14 protein-coding genes and 1 riboswitch are annotated in these 16,836 nt (G+C 69.7%); of the genes, 13 read left to right on the forward strand and 1 reads right to left on the reverse strand.

The genetic code is table 11. The features are described 5' to 3' along the window. Positions 1–74 precede the first annotated feature (74 nt). Positions 75–2,564 carry a YfhO family protein gene (locus IEZ15_RS27350; protein WP_189279793.1) on the reverse strand — a complete coding sequence of 830 codons (2,490 nt, stop codon included), beginning with the start codon at positions 2,562–2,564 and terminating at the stop codon, positions 75–77. 123 nt (positions 2,565–2,687) lie between these two features. Here IEZ15_RS27350 and IEZ15_RS27355 point away from each other — a divergent pair, with 123 nt between their 5' ends. The 13 genes from IEZ15_RS27355 (at position 2,688) to IEZ15_RS27415 (ending at position 16,828) form a co-directional block, all read left to right on the forward strand. Then, positions 2,688–3,653 (forward strand): glycosyltransferase family 2 protein, encoded by a 966-nt coding sequence (locus IEZ15_RS27355; protein WP_189279794.1) that lies wholly within the window; start codon positions 2,688–2,690, stop codon positions 3,651–3,653. Next, positions 3,650–4,051 carry a GtrA family protein gene (locus tag IEZ15_RS27360; protein ID WP_189279795.1) on the forward strand — a complete coding sequence of 134 codons (402 nt, stop codon included), beginning with the start codon at positions 3,650–3,652 and terminating at the stop codon, positions 4,049–4,051. The genes IEZ15_RS27355 and IEZ15_RS27360 overlap by 4 nt, the downstream gene beginning before the upstream one ends. A 161-nt stretch (positions 4,052–4,212) precedes the next feature. Beyond that, complete coding sequence (locus IEZ15_RS27365; protein WP_189279796.1) at positions 4,213–4,869, forward strand: SurA N-terminal domain-containing protein; 657 nt, start codon at positions 4,213–4,215, stop codon at positions 4,867–4,869. A 47-nt stretch (positions 4,870–4,916) separates the two neighbouring features. After that, positions 4,917–5,879, forward strand: coding sequence for a nucleoside triphosphate pyrophosphohydrolase (locus tag IEZ15_RS27370; RefSeq protein ID WP_189279797.1), 963 nt, complete (start codon positions 4,917–4,919; stop codon positions 5,877–5,879). 9 nt (positions 5,880–5,888) lie between these two features. After that, on the forward strand, positions 5,889–7,202 hold the full coding sequence (locus IEZ15_RS27375; RefSeq protein WP_189279798.1) for a cytochrome P450 family protein: 1,314 nt from the start codon (positions 5,889–5,891) through the stop codon (positions 7,200–7,202). A 104-nt stretch (positions 7,203–7,306) separates the two neighbouring features. Continuing rightward, on the forward strand, positions 7,307–8,269 hold the full coding sequence (locus IEZ15_RS27380; RefSeq protein WP_189279799.1) for a LysM peptidoglycan-binding domain-containing protein: 963 nt from the start codon (positions 7,307–7,309) through the stop codon (positions 8,267–8,269). Positions 8,270–8,568: 299 nt separating this feature from the next. Then, positions 8,569–8,740: riboswitch (cyclic di-AMP (ydaO/yuaA leader) on the forward strand. Between the two features lie 3 nt (positions 8,741–8,743). Next, a complete protein-coding gene (locus IEZ15_RS27385) occupies positions 8,744–9,502 on the forward strand; it encodes a LysM peptidoglycan-binding domain-containing protein (RefSeq protein ID WP_189279800.1) in 759 nt (252 codons plus the stop codon). 323 nt (positions 9,503–9,825) lie between these two features. After that, positions 9,826–11,166 (forward strand): phosphopyruvate hydratase, encoded by a 1,341-nt coding sequence (eno, locus tag IEZ15_RS27390; protein ID WP_114244913.1) that lies wholly within the window; start codon positions 9,826–9,828, stop codon positions 11,164–11,166. Positions 11,167–11,268: 102 nt separating this feature from the next. Next, entirely contained in the window at positions 11,269–11,739 is a 471-nt protein-coding gene (locus IEZ15_RS27395; RefSeq protein WP_189279801.1) for an FtsB family cell division protein, read from the forward strand. Positions 11,740–11,798: 59 nt separating this feature from the next. Continuing rightward, a complete protein-coding gene (locus IEZ15_RS27400) occupies positions 11,799–12,341 on the forward strand; it encodes a DUF501 domain-containing protein (protein ID WP_114244911.1) in 543 nt (180 codons plus the stop codon). A 72-nt stretch (positions 12,342–12,413) separates the two neighbouring features. Further along, complete coding sequence (locus IEZ15_RS27405; RefSeq protein WP_114244910.1) at positions 12,414–13,355, forward strand: Ppx/GppA phosphatase family protein; 942 nt, start codon at positions 12,414–12,416, stop codon at positions 13,353–13,355. 460 nt (positions 13,356–13,815) lie between these two features. Then, a complete protein-coding gene (locus tag IEZ15_RS27410; protein ID WP_189279802.1) occupies positions 13,816–15,201 on the forward strand; it encodes an NAD(P)/FAD-dependent oxidoreductase in 1,386 nt (461 codons plus the stop codon). A 322-nt stretch (positions 15,202–15,523) separates the two neighbouring features. Then, positions 15,524–16,828 carry a class I SAM-dependent methyltransferase gene (locus IEZ15_RS27415; RefSeq protein ID WP_189279803.1) on the forward strand — a complete coding sequence of 435 codons (1,305 nt, stop codon included), beginning with the start codon at positions 15,524–15,526 and terminating at the stop codon, positions 16,826–16,828. Positions 16,829–16,836: the final 8 nt, after the last annotated feature.

Below are 16,836 nucleotides of genomic sequence, written 5' to 3' on the forward strand. Positions count from 1 at the left end.
AAGAAGGTGACGCACACCGGAGGCACGCTCACGATCGACCGGAACGCCTGGGACGCCCCGGTCGCGATCGTGGGCTAGTTCCCGGAGGCCGGACCCCGGCGTCGACGCCGTGCCCCCCACGCCCCGGCCACCGGCAGGGCGAGTGCCGCGCCCGCGCCCACCGTCGCACCCGCCCGCAGGCCTGGGGGCCGGAACGTGCAGTCGACGGAGGTGCCGCGGGCGGGGGCCGGTGTGGAGACCAGGCCCAGATAGCTGTCGGCGGGCCGCCCCTGGCAGCTCCAGCCCGCGATCCGGGGCGCGGCGATCACGACCGTTCCGGTGCTGCCGGGCGGCAGTTCGGCCCGTATGCCGTCAGCGGTGACATGGACGGCGGTCGCACCGGTGCGCTTCAGCCCGGCGACCGCCGAGGCCAGCCGGGACCGGTCCAGGCAGCCGATCGCCTCGTGCGGCACGGTCCCGGCGCGTGCGGCGGTCAGCGTGACCGTCACCGGTGTGCTCCCGCCCGCCGTGCCCAGGCGCTGCATCGGGGCGCGACGGCGCGGCAGCTGCCCCCGGAACGGGATCTCCGGGCCGTTGCTGAGCCGCGCCGAGCCGAACAGGTCGGGCGCCCACAGATAGGCCTCGGAGGCCGCCGGGCATCGGGCGGTCAGTGTGTACGTACCGCGCCCCACCCGGTAGTCGTACGCCCCCCGGTCCGCGGCCGGGCCACCCTTCGCCGCGCGCAGCATCGTCGGCGGCACCGCGTAGACCGTCGTACCGAGCAGCCGCTCCTGGTTCCGGAAGGGGGAACGGCCGTACGGCACCGGCGCGTCCGGTCCGCGCACCGTCACCAGCGGCGGCGCCTCCTCGCGGCTCACCGTCAACGGCCGGCCGTCGGGGGCGTTCCACCCCTGATGGGGATCGCGCGGCATGCGCACCCGCGCGCCGACCGAGAAGACCGCGTCTGTGACGGGGTTGTCGAGACTCTGTACGGCCCGGCCGTTCGACGTCCACCCGCCGCCCAGCGCACGCAGGGTGCGGGTCAGCACGTCGGGGGTGAGGCTGCTGTAGTACGCGACGCCCTGCCCGCCCACCAGCAGCGGATCGTTCGCCGTGGTCTGTTCGCGGCCGGGTTCCGTGCGATACCGCGGCCAGCCGTCGGCGCCCGCGACCGCCGCCGCCTGGGTCCGCTGCCGCTCGCCCCAGGGCGCGTAGTCGTCCAGCCGGTTCAGCCGCTGCCGGTCGGCGAAGGCGGTGGTCGCGGTGGCCTGCCCGGCCTGCGCGCCGACCAGCAGCACGGCGGCGACGACCGCCGATCTCCGGCCGCGGCCGACCAGCAGCAGCGCCCCGACCGCCGCCACCAGACCGGCCGCGAACAGCGGATACGTCCACGGCGTGACCAGGTCGCTGAAGCCGGCCCCGGCCCCGATAAGCAGCAGCACCGCGCCCCCGCCGACGAGCGCCCGCCACCCCGGCCAGTCGTACGAGACGGAGATCCAGGCGGCGATCACCACCAGTCCGGCCAGGACGAACGTCTGCCGGTAGGGACTGCCGTTGGGTGTGGCGAACGCATGCCAGAGCAGATGCGTCGGCCCCCACTGCAACGACAGCGCGACCACAGCCACCAGCCCCGCCCACGCCCACCGATCGCGCCGTGGCACGGACCGCTGGAAGGCCAGCGCGCAGGCCAGGAGCAGAGTGCCCGTGCCGAGGAAGAGAGCCGGGGTGAAGAAGCTGTACGTGGCGGGCAGCAGCCGGGCGAGCACATCGGGCCAGGCGGCGGGCGCGAACGCCCGGTCCCAGCCCGGGTAGGCGTGCTTCGTCCCCAGATAGACGGGAATCAGGACGGGCGCCGCGAGACCGACACCCACCCCGACCGTGCAGACCGCCCGCACCAGCCCCCGGACCACCGCCCGCCGGTCCTCCCGCTCCGTGAAGAGCCGGACCGCAAGGACCAGAGCGGCCCCGAGCGTCGCCATGTAGGCCGTGTAGAAGTTGGCCGCCCACATCAACGCGACGAGCAACGGCGCGGCGATCCGGTGCCGCCCGGTCCGGGCCCACTCCCCGGCCAGGCAGAGCAGCGGCAGCGCGACCAGGCCGTCCAGCCACATCGGGTTGTACGACGCCTCGGCGACCGACCAGCCGCACAGCGCGTACGAAGCACCGAGCACCCCCGCCGCCCACCAGCGCCCGCCGCGCAGCGTCAGCAGCAACAGGGCCGTGAGCGCCGCGGCCGACGCCATCTTCAGGACCGTCACCACATAGACCGCGAGGTCGATGCGGTCCCGCGGAAAGACCCCGACGAGCAGCGCGAACGGGCTGGTCAGATAGGTGCCGAGATCCGGCAGAAAGCTCGTCCCGTACCCGGACGACCAGTTGAGCAGCACTCCGCCGTCGGTGCTCCCGTGCAGCAGGTCCCACAGCCGGGCGTGGAACGGCACGAACTGATTGCCCAGGTCGTTGACGTTGCGCGTGTGCGGCCCGAACGGAAAGCTGCGCGCCACGGCGTCACCCGCGCAGACGGCGGTCACGGTGAGCAGCGCGGCGAGCGAGCCCGCCCACAGGCGGGGACGGAAGGTCGGCATACGCAGGAATATGCCAGCCTCGGACGTATAACTCGGCGCCGAAATAGGGCAGTTCACTTGATGGACGCTCATCGGTCATATGGAGCATCGGGTTCCGACATGTGGACGGGCTGATGTACATCCGTGCTGGTCTCGCTGGTGGTGCCTTGTTTCAACGAGGAAGAGATCCTCGAACGCTTCCATGAACGCGTCACGGACGAAATGACCGGGCTGGGACATGAATTCCAGCTGGTCTACGTCGACGACGGCAGCGCGGACCGGACCCTGGTGATCCTCCAGGAGCTGGCCGCCGCCGACCCACGGGTCCGCTATGTCTCCTTCAGCCGAAACTTCGGCAAGGAGGCTGCCATGCTGGCCGGCCTCCAGCACGCCGAGGGCGACGCGGTCGTCATCATGGACGCCGACCTCCAGCACCCGCCGGAGCTCGTGGGTCGGATGCTCCAGGAGCACGCGGACGGCTACGACCAGGTGATCGCCCGCCGCACCCGCAAGGGCGACCGCGTCACCCGCACCGTCAGCGCCCGCGCCTACTACTGGCTGATCAACTGCCTGGTGGACGTGGAACTGGTCGACGGCGTCGGTGACTTCAGGCTGCTGTCCCGGCGCACCGTCGACGCCGTCCTCGAACTCACCGAGTACAACCGGTTCTCCAAAGGACTGTTCGCCTGGGTCGGATTCCGGACGACGACCTTCGCTTACGAGAATGCCGTCCGCGAGCAGGGCAGCTCCGCCTGGACCTTCGGGAAGCTTCTCAACTATGGACTCGACGGACTGCTCTCGTTCAACAACAAGCCACTGCGCGCCGCGTTATACCTGGGCATGGTGCTGATGTCGGTCGCCTTCGCCTATGCCGCCTGGATCGTCGGATTCGCCTTGGTGAAAGGCGTGGAAACGCCCGGCTATGTCACGCTCATCGTTGTGGTCACGGCCCTTGCCGGGGTACAGATGGTGATAGTGGGGGTGGTCGGTGAGTACGTCGGCCGCATCTATTACGAGGTGAAGCGGCGCCCGCACTTCCTGGTGAAGGCCACGAACACCCAGGCGGCGCCGCAGTCGATACGGGAGCCCCAGGAGTTCGTACGCCGATGACGGTCAAGGCACAGATGGCCCGATTCGCCCTCGTGGGGGTCGTGAACACGGGCACGTACTACGGCTGCTACCTCGTCCTGCTGACCTGGCTGCCGTACATCGCCGCCCATGTGGTCGCTTTTGCTCTGAGCATGACCGGCTCCTTCTTCCTGAACTCCTGCTTCACCTACCGGACCCGTCCCACCTGGCGGAAGTTCCTGCTCTTCCCGCTCACCAACGCCGCCAACTTCGTCATCACGACCGGCGGTGTCTGTCTGCTGGTCGATCTCGCCGGGTTCAGCAGCCGGTACGCGCCGCTGGTCGCGGCCGCGGCGGCCATCCCGGTCACATTCGTCGTCTCGCGCACGATCATGCTGCGCCCGGACAGCAAGGTCCCGGCGGCCGAACGCGTGTCCTGAGCGCCGCCGCCGGGCACGGTCGGGCACCCCTGAGCGGGCCCACATCCCCAACTCCTTCCGAATCGTTGGTCGAACCAGTGGCCCCAACCACATCCACTGCCTAACATCGATCACCGCAAGGTCTTGTGCACTGATGCACAAACTCTCCCCGGGAGGTTCCTTTGCACCGCCGCCGTCGCACCGCGCTCACCGTCTCCGCCGCACTGCTCGCCGGAGCCCCACTCCTGACCGCCTGCGGCGGCCAGACCCACCCGGGTGCCGCGGCCCTCGTCGGCGGGGACCGGATCGAGGTGTCCACGCTGCAGGGCCAGGTGGCGGCCGTACGCGAGGCCCAGCGCGATTCGAAGGACGCGCCCCAGCTCATCGACAAGTCCGGGCAGCTCAGCCGGGCCAAGCTGCACGGCATGATCTTCGACCGGGTCCTGGACCGGGCCGCGCGGGACGCGGGCGTGACCGTCAGCCGCAACGAGATCCAGCAGATGCGGAAGGCGGCGGCCGCCCAGTCCGGCGGAGAGGCGCAGCTGCGGACGGCGATGCTCCAGCAGAGCTGGGTCGCCCCCGGCCAGATCGATGCCGTCCTGCGCGAGCAGGTCCAGCTCACGAAGCTGGCCCAGGCACTCGGCGCCGACCTGCAGCAGCCCGAGGGGCAGCAGGCCGTCGGCGATGCGCTCAGCAAGGCGTCGAAGGCACTGAAGGTCGATGTCAATCCGCGCTATGGCGCCTGGGACAACAAGCAGACCCAGCTCGCCAACTACAAGGCCCCCTGGATCACCCAGGTCACCAAGCCCGCAGAGACGGGCGACGGGTCCGGCGCCTAGAAGACCGCGGAAAACGGCGACCGGACCGACCGAGGTAGATTCGAACGGTGAACGCTGAAGACCCCGGCCGCATCGTCCTGCTCACCGCCAGCCACCGCGTCGCGCCGGGACTCCTGTCCTGGCCCGCCTGGCAGACGCTGCACGCCGCCGACCGGGTGCTCTGCGCCGAGCAGGACCACCCGCAGCTGCCGTATCTGCGCGAGGCGGGCGTCGGCGTCGAGCATTCCGCGCCCACCGCGCAGGAGCTCGTCGACGCCTGTGCGGGCGGCCGGAGCGTCGTCGTTCTCACGGGCGGCGAGGGCAGCGGGCCGCTGACCGACGGGCTGGCCGGGCTCGCCGGTTCGGGCCGGGTGCAGATGCCGGACCTGGAGCTGCTGCCCGGTTCGTACGATCTGCCGGGCGCCCGGCTCCTCGATCTGGTCCAGGTGATGGACCGGATCCGGGTCGAATGCCCCTGGACCTCGCAGAAGACCCACAAGGGCCTCGCCAAGTACGCCATCGAGGAGGCGTACGAACTCGTCGAGGCGATCGAGGACGGCGACCGCGACGAGCTGCGCGAGGAGCTCGGGGACGTACTCCTCCAGGTCGTCTTCCACGCCCGGATCGCCGAGGAGGCCGAGGACGAGCCGTTCTCCGTCGACGACGTGGCCGCGACCCTCGTCGAGAAGCTGATCCACCGCCACCCGCACGTCTTCGGCGACGAGAGTGCCGAGACCCCGGAGGACGTGCACGCCCACTGGCTGCGGACCAAGGCCGTCGAGAAGCAGCGCGACTCGGTCACCGACGGAGTCCCGCTCGGCCAGCCCGGACTGGCGCTCGCGGCGAAACTGGCCGGCCGGGTCCGTACGGCAGGACTCGATGTGGCGCTTCCCACGGGCGACGGCATCGGTTACGAGCTCCTCGCCCTCGCCGTACGCGCCGAACAGGACGGCGTCGACCCGGAAGCCGCACTGCGGGCCGCGGGCCGCGCCTACCGGGACGCCATCCGGGCGGTGGAGGGCAACGGATAACGTCGGGGGGTGAACCACAGCCCCGCCGACCGCCCAGCCGATCACCCCGCCGCCTGCCCCGCCGGCGCCCCCGAACTTTTCACCTGGGAGTTCGCCACCGACCCGTACCCGGCCTACGCCTGGCTGCGCGAGCACAGTCCCGTGCACCGGACTGCGCTGCCCAGCGGTGTCGAGGCCTGGCTCGTGACCCGGTACGCCGACGCCCGGCAGGCGCTCGCCGACACCCGGCTCTCCAAGAACCCGGCGCACCACGCCGAGCCGGCGCACGCCAAGGGGAAGACGGGCATCCCGGGCGAGCGCAAGGCGGAGCTGATGACGCATCTGCTGAACATCGACCCGCCCGACCACACCCGGCTGCGCCGCCTCGTCTCCAAGGCGTTCACTCCGCGCCGGGTCGCCGAGTTCGCGCCGCGGGTGCAGGAACTGACGGACCGCCTCATCGACCGCTTCATCGCGGAGGGGAAGGCGGACCTCATCCACGACTTCGCGTTTCCGCTGCCCATCTACGCGATCTGCGATCTGCTCGGCGTCCCGCGCGAGGACCAGGACGACTTCCGGGACTGGGCGGGCATGATGATCCGCCACGGCGGCGGCCCGCGCGGCGGGGTGGCCAGGTCGGTGAAGAAGATGCGCGGCTATCTCGCCGAACTGATCCACCGCAAGCGGGAGAACCCGGGGGACGACCTGATCTCGGGGCTGATCCGGGCCAGCGACCACGGCGAGCACCTCACCGAGAACGAGGCCGCGGCCATGGCCTTCATCCTGCTCTTCGCCGGGTTCGAGACGACGGTCAACCTCATCGGCAACGGGGTGTACGCACTGCTGCGCAACCCCGCGCAGCGCGAGCGGCTGCAGCACTCCCTCGACGCGGGGGAGGGCGATCTGCTGGAGACCGGGATCGAGGAACTGCTGCGGTACGACGGCCCGGTGGAGCTGGCGACCTGGCGGTTCGCCACCGAGCCGCTGACGCTCGGCGGACAGGACATCGCGGCCGGCGACCCCGTACTCGTCGTACTCGCCGCAGCCGACCGCGACCCGGAGCGCTTCGAGGACCCCGACACGCTCGACCTCGCACGGCGTGACAATCAGCACCTCGGATACGGGCACGGCATCCACTACTGCCTGGGAGCACCGCTCGCCCGACTGGAGGGACAGACCGCGCTCGCGACGCTTCTGAGGCGCCTTCCGGATCTGAGACTTGCGGTGGAATCTACCGATTTGCGGTGGCGCGGCGGGCTCATCATGCGTGGACTGCGCACTCTGCCCGTGGAGTTCGCGCCGAGGTCCGCCCCGGCAGAAAGTGACGCTCCGTCAACTCTGTGACTTTCACGTGATCTGCGCTGCATCGACTTGTGACACACGTTCGAGTCCAGCTAGGTTCACCGTTCGACTCACCAGTCACTCGTCAGTCACACGAAGGGAACCCCATGGGCTCCGCGAACGGCAGACACCGTCGCCCTCGTCAGGCACCCGCCATCGTCGTCGCCGCGGGCGTGACCGGATCGGCCATCGCCATCCCGCTGCTCGGCGCGGCCGGTGCGCACGCGGCCGACGCCACGACCTGGGACCGGGTGGCCGAGTGCGAGAGCGGCGGCATGTGGAGCGCCGACCTCGGCAACGGCTTTTACGGCGGCCTGCAGTTCTCGCAGGAGACCTGGAAGGCGTACGGCGGCCAGACGTACGCCGCGCGTGCCGACCTCGCCAGCCGCGCGCAGCAGATAGCCGTGGCCGAGAAGGTCCTGGACGACAAGGGCCCGCAGGCGTGGCCCAGTTGTGCGGTCATCTCCGGCCTCGCGGTGGACGGGACGCTGCCGGGTGTCGACCCGGGGGCCGCGCCCTCCTCCGAGCCGACGCGGAGCGCGGAGCCGGCTGACGGTGCGTCGGCGGCCCCGTCCGATGACGCCACGCCGTCGGACAGAGCCTCGGGCGGTACGGGCCGCTCGAAGGGCTCGAGCGGCGCCGGCAAGTCGGCCGACAAGGCCAAGACGTCGACGAAGCCTTCGGCCACCGCGTCGGCCACTCCGCCCTCCGGGGCGCCCGATTCACCCGACTCACCCGACTCACCCGACTCACCCGATTCGTCCGCCGGTGTCGGCGGCAAGCACCGCGGCGCGCCGGCCCCCGAAGGGAGCCGGGACGCGAACAGCGGTGACCGCGAGTCGGGTCGCCATGCCTCCCGCGGTGACGCCGGCGCGCGCGACGCGGGGGCTCCGGCCGCCGACGGTACGTACACCGTGCACCCCGGCGACAATCTCTGGGCGATTGCTGACGCACAGAAGGTTTCCGGTGGTTGGTCCGCACTCTATGAGGCCAACAAGGATGCCGTCGGCTCCGATCCGGACCTCATCCTCCCTGGCCAGAGCCTCGATCTCGATGTGAAGGCCGAATGAGGGCAGTCTGAAAATCGGTTAAAAGGGCCTCGAAAACTGGGGTAGTTCAGAGACCTATGTCCGCTTATGTGTAAGTGAGACATGGGTCTCTTTGCGTCAACTGGCGTGTCGCGCCCGGGTAACCCTTCTGCACCGCCCCCACCTGCGAAAACGACGGTTCCTCAGATGCAAGTAGGGGAAGATTGTCCGATGTGTCCGTCTTTGAATGTGAGGGTTGCGTATGTTTACGGTCGGAACCGCTCGCACCGCGGGCCCCGTCGACCGTCACGCCGAATCCTGCCGTCGGTCGAAGGGAACAGACGCGTAAAGCGCCGTAGGCAGGAGCGGGGGACCCAGGTAAGCGCCGGACCCGATCGTCGGAAGACGCATCAGGACCGGCTTGGGGTGAAGTCGCGTGCTAGGACGTGCGACCGGGCAACTCACTTGGCCCGAACCCGACAGCTCACCTCGTAGGCGTCGGTGAGGAGAAGTTCCATGCTGTTTTCCAGCAAGGGCAAGCACCGCCGCCCGTCCAAGGCCGTCCGTATCGCCACGCTCGCCGGTGTCGCCGGTACGGCCGTCGCCGTACCGCTGATGGGTGCGACCGGCGCCTCCGCCGCCTCCGTCGCCACCTGGGACGCCGTCGCCCAGTGCGAGTCCGGTGGCAACTGGTCCATCAACACCGGTAACGGCTACTACGGCGGTCTGCAGTTCTCGCAGTCCAGCTGGGCCGCCGCCGGTGGTACGCAGTACGCCCCCCGTGCCGACCTGGCCACCAAGGCTCAGCAGATCGCCACCGCCGAGAAGCTCCTCGACATGCAGGGTCCGGGTGCCTGGGGCTGCGCCGGCGCCGGCAACCTGACCAACGACGGTGTCGACCCGGGTGTCGACACCGGCTCCTCCTCGAACTCCACCTCCAGCTCCAACGCCACCGAGCAGAAGAGCACCCCGGCCGCGCCGAAGCAGCAGGCCCAGCCGCAGAAGACCGAGCGCACCGAGGCTCCGGCCGCCTCCCGCTCGGACCGCTCCGTCGCCCCGCAGGCCGAGTCGAAGAAGACCGTCACCACCCCGACCGGCGAGAAGGTCGAGAAGGGTGACGGCGAGTACAAGGTCGCCTCCGGCGACTCCCTGAGCAAGATCGCCGCCGACCACAAGGTCAAGGGCGGCTGGCAGCAGCTGTTCGAGCTGAACAAGGACATCGTCGAGGACGCCGACCTGATCTACCCGGGTCAGCAGCTTCATCTGACGAAGTAGTTCGGGCTCTCTCCCCCCTGAGCACCCCGGCCCGGCGCGCAATCCCCCCGTATGCGCCGGGCCGGGGTTTCTGCGCGGCACGTCACCTCTGTCCGGCGCGCCACCTCCATGTGCGGTGCGTCACCTCTGTATATGCGTCACCTCTGCACAGAGGGGGCGCCGCGTGTCGCACAGGGAGTGCCGACCGCGAGTGATCGTTCAACTGTTGTAGTTACTGACCAGTAAAATTCTGACCGTTTGCCCGGCAATGCGCGCCCTTGGGTCCTTTTTCGTCCCAGGGGACGGGCGGTCGTCCGACTGAGTGGGCCGGGCCGGTTAGGCTCATGTCGCAAGGCCAAAGTGACCCTGCACAACCAGTGTCATATCCCAGAAGGAGATGCCTCGTGCCGTCCATCGACGTCGTCGTAGCCCGGGAAATCCTCGACTCCCGGGGGAACCCCACGGTCGAGGTCGAGGTTGGCCTCGACGACGGCAGCACGGGTCGTGCTGCCGTGCCGTCCGGCGCCTCCACCGGTGCGTTCGAGGCCATTGAGCTTCGCGACGGTGACCCCAACCGTTACCAGGGCAAGGGCGTCGAGAAGGCCGTCCTGGCCGTGATCGAGCAGATCGGCCCGGAGCTCGTCGGCTACGACGCGACCGAGCAGCGGCTGATCGACCAGGCGATGTTCGACCTGGACGCCACCGAGAACAAGGGTTCGCTCGGCGCCAACGCCATCCTCGGCGTCTCGCTGGCCGTCGCCCACGCCGCCTCCGAGGCCTCGGACCTGCCGCTGTTCCGCTACCTCGGTGGCCCGAACGCGCACCTGCTGCCCGTTCCGATGATGAACATCCTCAACGGTGGGTCGCACGCCGACTCCAACGTGGACATCCAGGAGTTCATGATCGCCCCGATCGGCGCGGAGTCCTTCTCCGAGGCCCTGCGCTGGGGCGCCGAGGTCTACCACACGCTGAAGAAGGTCCTGAAGACCAAGGGTCTTTCGACCGGTCTCGGCGACGAGGGCGGCTTCGCACCGAACCTGGAGTCGAACCGCGCCGCCCTCGACCTCATCCTCGAGGCCATCAAGGAAGCCGGCTACGCCCCGGGCAAGGACATCGCGCTCGCGCTCGACGTCGCCGCGTCCGAGTTCTACAAGGACGGCAAGTACGAGTTCGAGGGCAAGTCCCGCTCGGCCGCCGAGATGACCGAGTACTACGAGGAGCTCGTCTCCGCGTACCCGCTGGTCTCCATCGAGGACCCGCTGTACGAGGACGACTGGGCCGGCTGGAACGTCATCACCCAGAAGCTCGGCGCCAAGGTGCAGATCGTCGGCGACGACCTGTTCGTCACCAACCCGGAGCGTCTGGCCCGCGGCATCGAGGAGGGCTCCGCCAACGCCCTGCTCGTCAAGGTCAACCAGATCGGCTCGCTGACCGAGACCCTGGACGCCGTCGAGCTGGCCCAGCGCAACGGCTTCAAGTGCATGATGTCCCACCGCTCGGGCGAGACCGAGGACGTCACCATCGCCGACCTCGCCGTCGCGGTGAACTGCGGCCAGATCAAGACCGGCGCCCCGGCCCGCTCGGACCGCGTCGCCAAGTACAACCAGCTGCTGCGCATCGAGGAGATCCTCGACGACGCCGCGGTGTACGCGGGCCGCTCGGCGTTCCCGCGTTTCAAGGGCTGAGCACCGGCCCTTCGAGGGCCGAAGGCCCCGGCCTCCGTCCGTCCCCGCATTCGGTCCCGTACCGTGTGCGGGGACGGACGTGCGTAATGGGGAGGCGGAGACATGGCCGCGAAGGACCGGGACCGGTTCTCCACCGCGACCCGGCTGCGGCTGCTCGGCGAGCAGACCGCCGCCCGCGTCTACCGGTCGCAGAACCGCCGTCAGGCCCGCCGCTCCCGGCTCACCGGCCGGGCGGCCTTCCTCGCCCTCGTCGTCTGCTCCCTGGTGGTCGCGCTCGCGTACCCGATGCGGCAGTACGTGTCGCAGCGGGACGAGATCGCCGACCAGGAGCGTATGGCGCAGGAGGCCGCGGCCCGCACCGAGGAGTTGCGTGACGAGAAGGCGCGCCTCCAGGACGACGCGTACGTCCGGCAGCTGGCCCGCAAGCACCTGCACTACCTTCTCCCCGGGGAGACCGGTTACACGGTGATCGACCCCGACGCGGTCAAGGAGCGCAACGGCGAGACGGACGAGTCCGGCCGGCCATGGCACTCCAACCTCTGGGACGGCGTCGACAGCGCCGACCGCGACTGACTCTCTTCATCCATCTGCAGAACCGCAGTTCGAGCAGCCCGATCAGAACCTAGGCAGGCATGGAAACCCCCCCTCCGCAGACCGAGCCCACCGCGCCCACCGAGGCGGACATCGCCGCGTTCCAGCAGCAGCTGGGCCGCCCGCCGCGCGGGCTGCGCGCGATCGCGCACCGCTGCCCGTGCGGCAACCCGGACGTGGTCGAGACGCAGCCCCGGCTGGAGGACGGTACGCCGTTCCCGACGACGTACTACCTGACGTGCCCGCGTGCCGCGTCCGCGATCGGCACGCTGGAGGCGAACGGCGTCATGAAGGAGATGACCGAGCGCCTCGGTACGGACCCCGAGCTGGCCGCCGCGTACCGGGCCGCGCACGAGGACTACATCGCCCGGCGCGATGCCATCGAGGTCCTCGAGGGCTTCCCGAGCGCGGGGGGCATGCCGGACCGGGTGAAGTGCCTGCACGTGCTGGTCGGCCACTCGCTGGCGGCGGGGCCCGGGGTGAACCCGCTCGGCGACGAGGCGATCGCGATGCTGCCGGAGTGGTGGAGCAAGGGGCCGTGCGTGACGCCCTGCCAGTCCGCGGACGCGGGCGACGAAGCCTGACCGTTCCCGGGGGCTCCGCCCCCGGACCCCGCTCCTCGGTCGCCGGAGGGGCTTGATTCCACAGGAGCATTCATGACTCGCGTGGCCGCCATCGACTGCGGTACCAACTCCATCCGTCTGCTCGTCGCCGACGCGGACCCGTCCACCGGTGAGCTCGTCGAGCTCGACCGCCGGATGGAGATCGTCCGCCTCGGCCAGGGCGTCGACCGCACCGGCCGGCTCGCGCCCGAGGCCCTGGAGCGGACGTTCGCCGCATGCCGCCAGTACGCGGAGGTGATCAAGGAGCACGGGGCGCAGAAGATACGCTTCGTCGCCACCTCCGCCTCCCGGGACGCGGAGAACAGGGACGAGTTCGTCCGCGGCGTGCTGGACATCCTGGGCGTCGAACCCGAGGTGATCAGCGGCGACCAGGAGGCGGAGTTCTCCTTCACCGGCGCCACCAAGGAGCTCGCGGGCCGAGATCACCTCGCGAAGCCGTATCTCGTCGTGGACATCGGCGGCGGCTCCACCGAGTTCGTCGTCGGCGACGACCATGTGCGGGCCGCGCGCTCCGTGGACATCGGCTGCGTACGGATGACCGAGCGGCACCTCGTGCACGACGGTGTCGTGAGCGATCCGCCGACCCCCGGTCAGATCACCGCGATCCGCGCCGACATCGACGCCGCCCTCGATCTCGCCGAGGAGAGCGTCCCGCTCACCGGGGCCGCCACCCTCGTCGGCCTCGCCGGGACGGTCACCACGGTCGCCGCGATCGCCCTCGGGCTCGACGTGTACGACTCCGAGGCGATCCACCACTCCCGGATCTCCCTGGACCAGGTCCAGGAGATCACCGGACGGCTCGTCACCTCCACCCACGCCGAACGTGCGGCGATCGGTGCGATGCATCCGGGACGGGTCGATGTGATCACCTCGGGAGCGCTGATCCTGCTCGCCGTGATGAAGCGGACCGGGGCCCAGGAGATCGTCGTCAGCGAGCACGACATCCTCGACGGAATCGGCTGGTCGATCGCGTAGGTCCGCTCGTGCGGGGGAGGCGCGCGGGGGCCTTCGGCAGGGTGTGAGAGCGGTGCTCATGCGCACTCCGGCCTGCACTTTTGAGCCTTCGTGGGCCACCCGGAGGGTGTCTCGCGAGACACGTCGCAACGAAGTTCGTGAACTTCTTCACAAGGAATTCGGCCCCGTGGGGGGCGGTTCTGGTCCGTACGGGCACCCAGGGACGCTCGCGGGGTCGTTCCGTGTCGATACGGGACCGTTCCGGACGCGTTGCCGGCGCGTGAATCGGAGCGGTGGTTCACCCGGCTCGGAGGCTCAAGGGCCAGCTCACAGGCGGTGAACAACGTTCGCCACTGCACCGTGGTTCCCCTCCGGTGCCATGACCTCGGTCACGCGGGCGGCGAAGTGTAGCAGAGGGTGGGGCATACCTTGTGAAGGGGCTCACGAGCATGCCCTCCGAGGGGGGTGGATACTCGATGGCATGAGCACCACGGAGCGTCCCAGGATCCTCGTAGTAGGCGGTGGGTACGTAGGCCTGTACGCAGCTCGGCGCATTCTGAAGAAGATGCGCTACGGCGAGGCGACCGTCACGGTCGTCGACCCCCGGTCGTACATGACCTACCAGCCCTTCCTCCCCGAAGCCGCCGCAGGCAGCATCTCGCCTCGGCATGTCGTCGTCCCGCTGCGACGCGTACTGCCGAAGGCCGAGGTTCTCACCGGCCGCGTCACGACCATCGATCAGGACCGCAAGGTCGCCACGGTCGCGCCGCTCGTCGGCGAGGCCTACGAGCTGCCCTTCGACTACCTGGTCATCGCGATGGGCGCGGTCTCCCGCACCTTCCCGATCCCCGGCCTCGCCGAACAGGGCATCGGCATGAAGGGCATTGAGGAGGCCATCGGCCTGCGCAACCACGTCCTCGAGCAGTTGGACAAGGCCGACTCGACGACCGATGAGGACGTCCGCCGCCGGGCGTTGACGTTCGTCTTCGTGGGTGGCGGGTTCGCCGGTGCGGAGACCATCGGCGAGGTCGAGGACATGGCCCGCGACGCGGCGAAGTACTACACGAACGTGAAGCGCGAGGACATGCGCTTCATCCTCGTCGACGCCGCCGACAAGATCCTTCCCGAGGTCGGCCCGAAGCTGGGCACCTGGGGCCGGGAGCACCTGGAGTCCCGTGGCGTCGAGGTCTTCCTCTCGACCTCCATGGACTCCTGCGTCGACGGTCATGTCGTGCTGAAGAACGGCCTCGAGGTCGACTCCAACACGATCGTGTGGACGGCCGGTGTGAAGCCGAACCCGGCGCTGGCCCGCTTCGGTCTGCCGCTCGGTCCGCGCGGTCACGTGGACACCTCCGAGAAGCTCCAGGTGCAGGGCACCGACTACATCTGGGCCGCGGGCGACAACGCCCAGGTTCCGGACATGGTCGGCCGCAGGGCCGGCAACCCGAACGCCTGGTGCCCGCCGAACGCCCAGCACGCGCTGCGGCAGGCCAAGGTTCTCGGTGACAACGTCATCTCCGGGATGCGCGGTTTCCCGCAGAAGGAATACAGCCACGCCAACAAGGGTGCGGTCGCCGGTCTGGGGCTGCACAAGGGCGTTGCGATGATCGTCATGGGCAAGATGAAGATCAAGCTCAAGGGCCGTCTCGCCTGGTACATGCACCGTGGCTACCACGGCCTGGCGATGCCGACCTGGAACCGTAAGATCCGGATCTTCGCCGACTGGACCCTTGCGATGTTCCTCAAGCGCGAGGTCGTCTCGCTCGGCGCCATGGAGACGCCGCGCGAGGAGTTCTACGAGGCCGCCAAGCCGGCCCCGGCACCGGCCGCCGCCAAGGTCGAGGGCGAGAAGGCCAAGGCCTCCTAGTCCGCCCGCGGGTCCACTCGCCCGCGCAGTACGTGCACAACGCCCGAAGGGGCCGTCCGCCATCCGTGGTGCGGGCGGCCCCTTCGGCGTGTCCGGCCGCCGCGTGACGGGGCGCGTGACGGGGCCCGACGGCGGTGCGTCAACGGATACATGTGTCGTACAGGTATTTTGCCGTTCCGTTGCGCTGTAGCGGGATGGTGCGCGCTCCGCAGACTGTTGACGGTGCAGTACCTCGTCGTGGCGCCGCGGGTGCTCGGCGTGGTTGCAGGCATGTTTGGACATGTTTGGGCACATTGGGAACACCATCACGGAGGTGTGCGCCATGGCAGACGCCGCATTGCGGCTGACCGCTCTCGCCGAGGAGTTGCTGGGAGAAAGGCTGCCGGTCCGTATCCGGGCCTGGGACGGCAGCGAATCGGGGCCGCCCGGTGCCCCCGTCCTCGTCATCCACAGCCGCCGCGCGCTGCGCCGGCTGCTGTGGAAGCCGGGTGAACTGGGTCTGGCCCGCGCCTGGGTGGCGGGCGAACTCGACATCGAAGGTGATCTGTACGAGGCCCTGGATCTGATGGCCTCGCTGATCTGGGACCGGGACGTGGAGGCCAAGGACAGCGTCCACCCGGTCCGCGACCCGAAGGTGCGGGCCTTCGCCAAAGGGCTGTTGCAGCTCGCCGGGCCCTGGCTCCCGCCGGCCCCGCCGCCCGAGGAGGTACGCCGCCGCACCGGCACCCTCCACACCAAGCGCCGCGACAAGGAGGCCATCAGCCACCACTACGACGTGGGCAATGACTTCTACGAACTGGTCCTCGGCCCGTCCATGGTCTACTCCTGCGCCTACTGGGAGGACGACGGGAATCTTGAGGACGCCCAGCGCGACAAGCTCGACCTGGTCTGCCGCAAGCTCGCGCTGAAGGAGGGCGACCGCCTCCTCGACGTCGGCTGCGGCTGGGGCTCCATGGCCATCCACGCGGCCCGCGAGTACGGTGCCCGGGTCACCGGAGTGACCCTCTCCGTCGAACAGGCCGCCCACGCCAGGAAGCGCATCGCGGAAGAGGGCCTGACCGACCGGATCGAGATCCGGGTCCAGGACTACCGGGACGTCAGGGACGGCCCGTACGACGCCATCTCGTCCATCGGCATGGCGGAGCATGTCGGCTCGGTCCGCTTCCGCGAATACGCCGACGACCTGTACGCACTCCTCAAGCCCGGCGGCCGGCTGCTCAACCACCAGATCGCCCGCCGCCCCGAGAAGGACGAGTCCGCGTACCACGTGGACGAATTCATCGACGCCTATGTCTTCCCGGACGGCGAACTGGCCCCGGTGGGACGGACCGTGGCCACCCTCGAGGAAGCCGGCTTCGAGGCACGTGACGTCGAGTCGATCCGCGAGCACTACGCATTGACCCTGCGCAGCTGGGTCGCCAACCTGGAGAAGAACTGGGACCGCGCGGTCCGGATGACCTCGCCGGGACGGGCCAGGGTCTGGCGCCTCTACATGGCCGCCTCCGCCCTCTCCTTCGAGCACAACAAGATCGGCGTCAACCAGATCCTCGTGGTGCGCCCGGCGGAGGGCGGCGGCGCCCGCATGCCGCTGCGGGCCCGCGACTGGACGGCGTCGGCGACCGGCTGACACCCGGG

Source organism: Streptomyces atratus, assembly GCF_014648655.1.
Lineage (GTDB): Bacteria > Actinomycetota > Actinomycetes > Streptomycetales > Streptomycetaceae > Streptomyces > Streptomyces atratus.

Coding starts and splice junctions, on each gene's coding strand:
- IEZ15_RS27395 (WP_189279801.1), top strand. CDS start 11,269: ATGGCCGCGAAGGACCGGGACCGGTTCTCCACCGCGACCCGGCTGCGG.
- IEZ15_RS27350 (WP_189279793.1), bottom strand. CDS start 2,564: ATGCCGACCTTCCGTCCCCGCCTGTGGGCGGGCTCGCTCGCCGCGCTG.
- IEZ15_RS27385 (WP_189279800.1), top strand. CDS start 8,744: ATGCTGTTTTCCAGCAAGGGCAAGCACCGCCGCCCGTCCAAGGCCGTC.
- IEZ15_RS27415 (WP_189279803.1), top strand. CDS start 15,524: ATGGCAGACGCCGCATTGCGGCTGACCGCTCTCGCCGAGGAGTTGCTG.
- IEZ15_RS27410 (WP_189279802.1), top strand. CDS start 13,816: ATGAGCACCACGGAGCGTCCCAGGATCCTCGTAGTAGGCGGTGGGTAC.
- eno (WP_114244913.1), top strand. CDS start 9,826: ATGTCGCAAGGCCAAAGTGACCCTGCACAACCAGTGTCATATCCCAGA.
- IEZ15_RS27400 (WP_114244911.1), top strand. CDS start 11,799: ATGGAAACCCCCCCTCCGCAGACCGAGCCCACCGCGCCCACCGAGGCG.
- IEZ15_RS27380 (WP_189279799.1), top strand. CDS start 7,307: ATGGGCTCCGCGAACGGCAGACACCGTCGCCCTCGTCAGGCACCCGCC.
- IEZ15_RS27360 (WP_189279795.1), top strand. CDS start 3,650: ATGACGGTCAAGGCACAGATGGCCCGATTCGCCCTCGTGGGGGTCGTG.
- IEZ15_RS27405 (WP_114244910.1), top strand. CDS start 12,414: ATGACTCGCGTGGCCGCCATCGACTGCGGTACCAACTCCATCCGTCTG.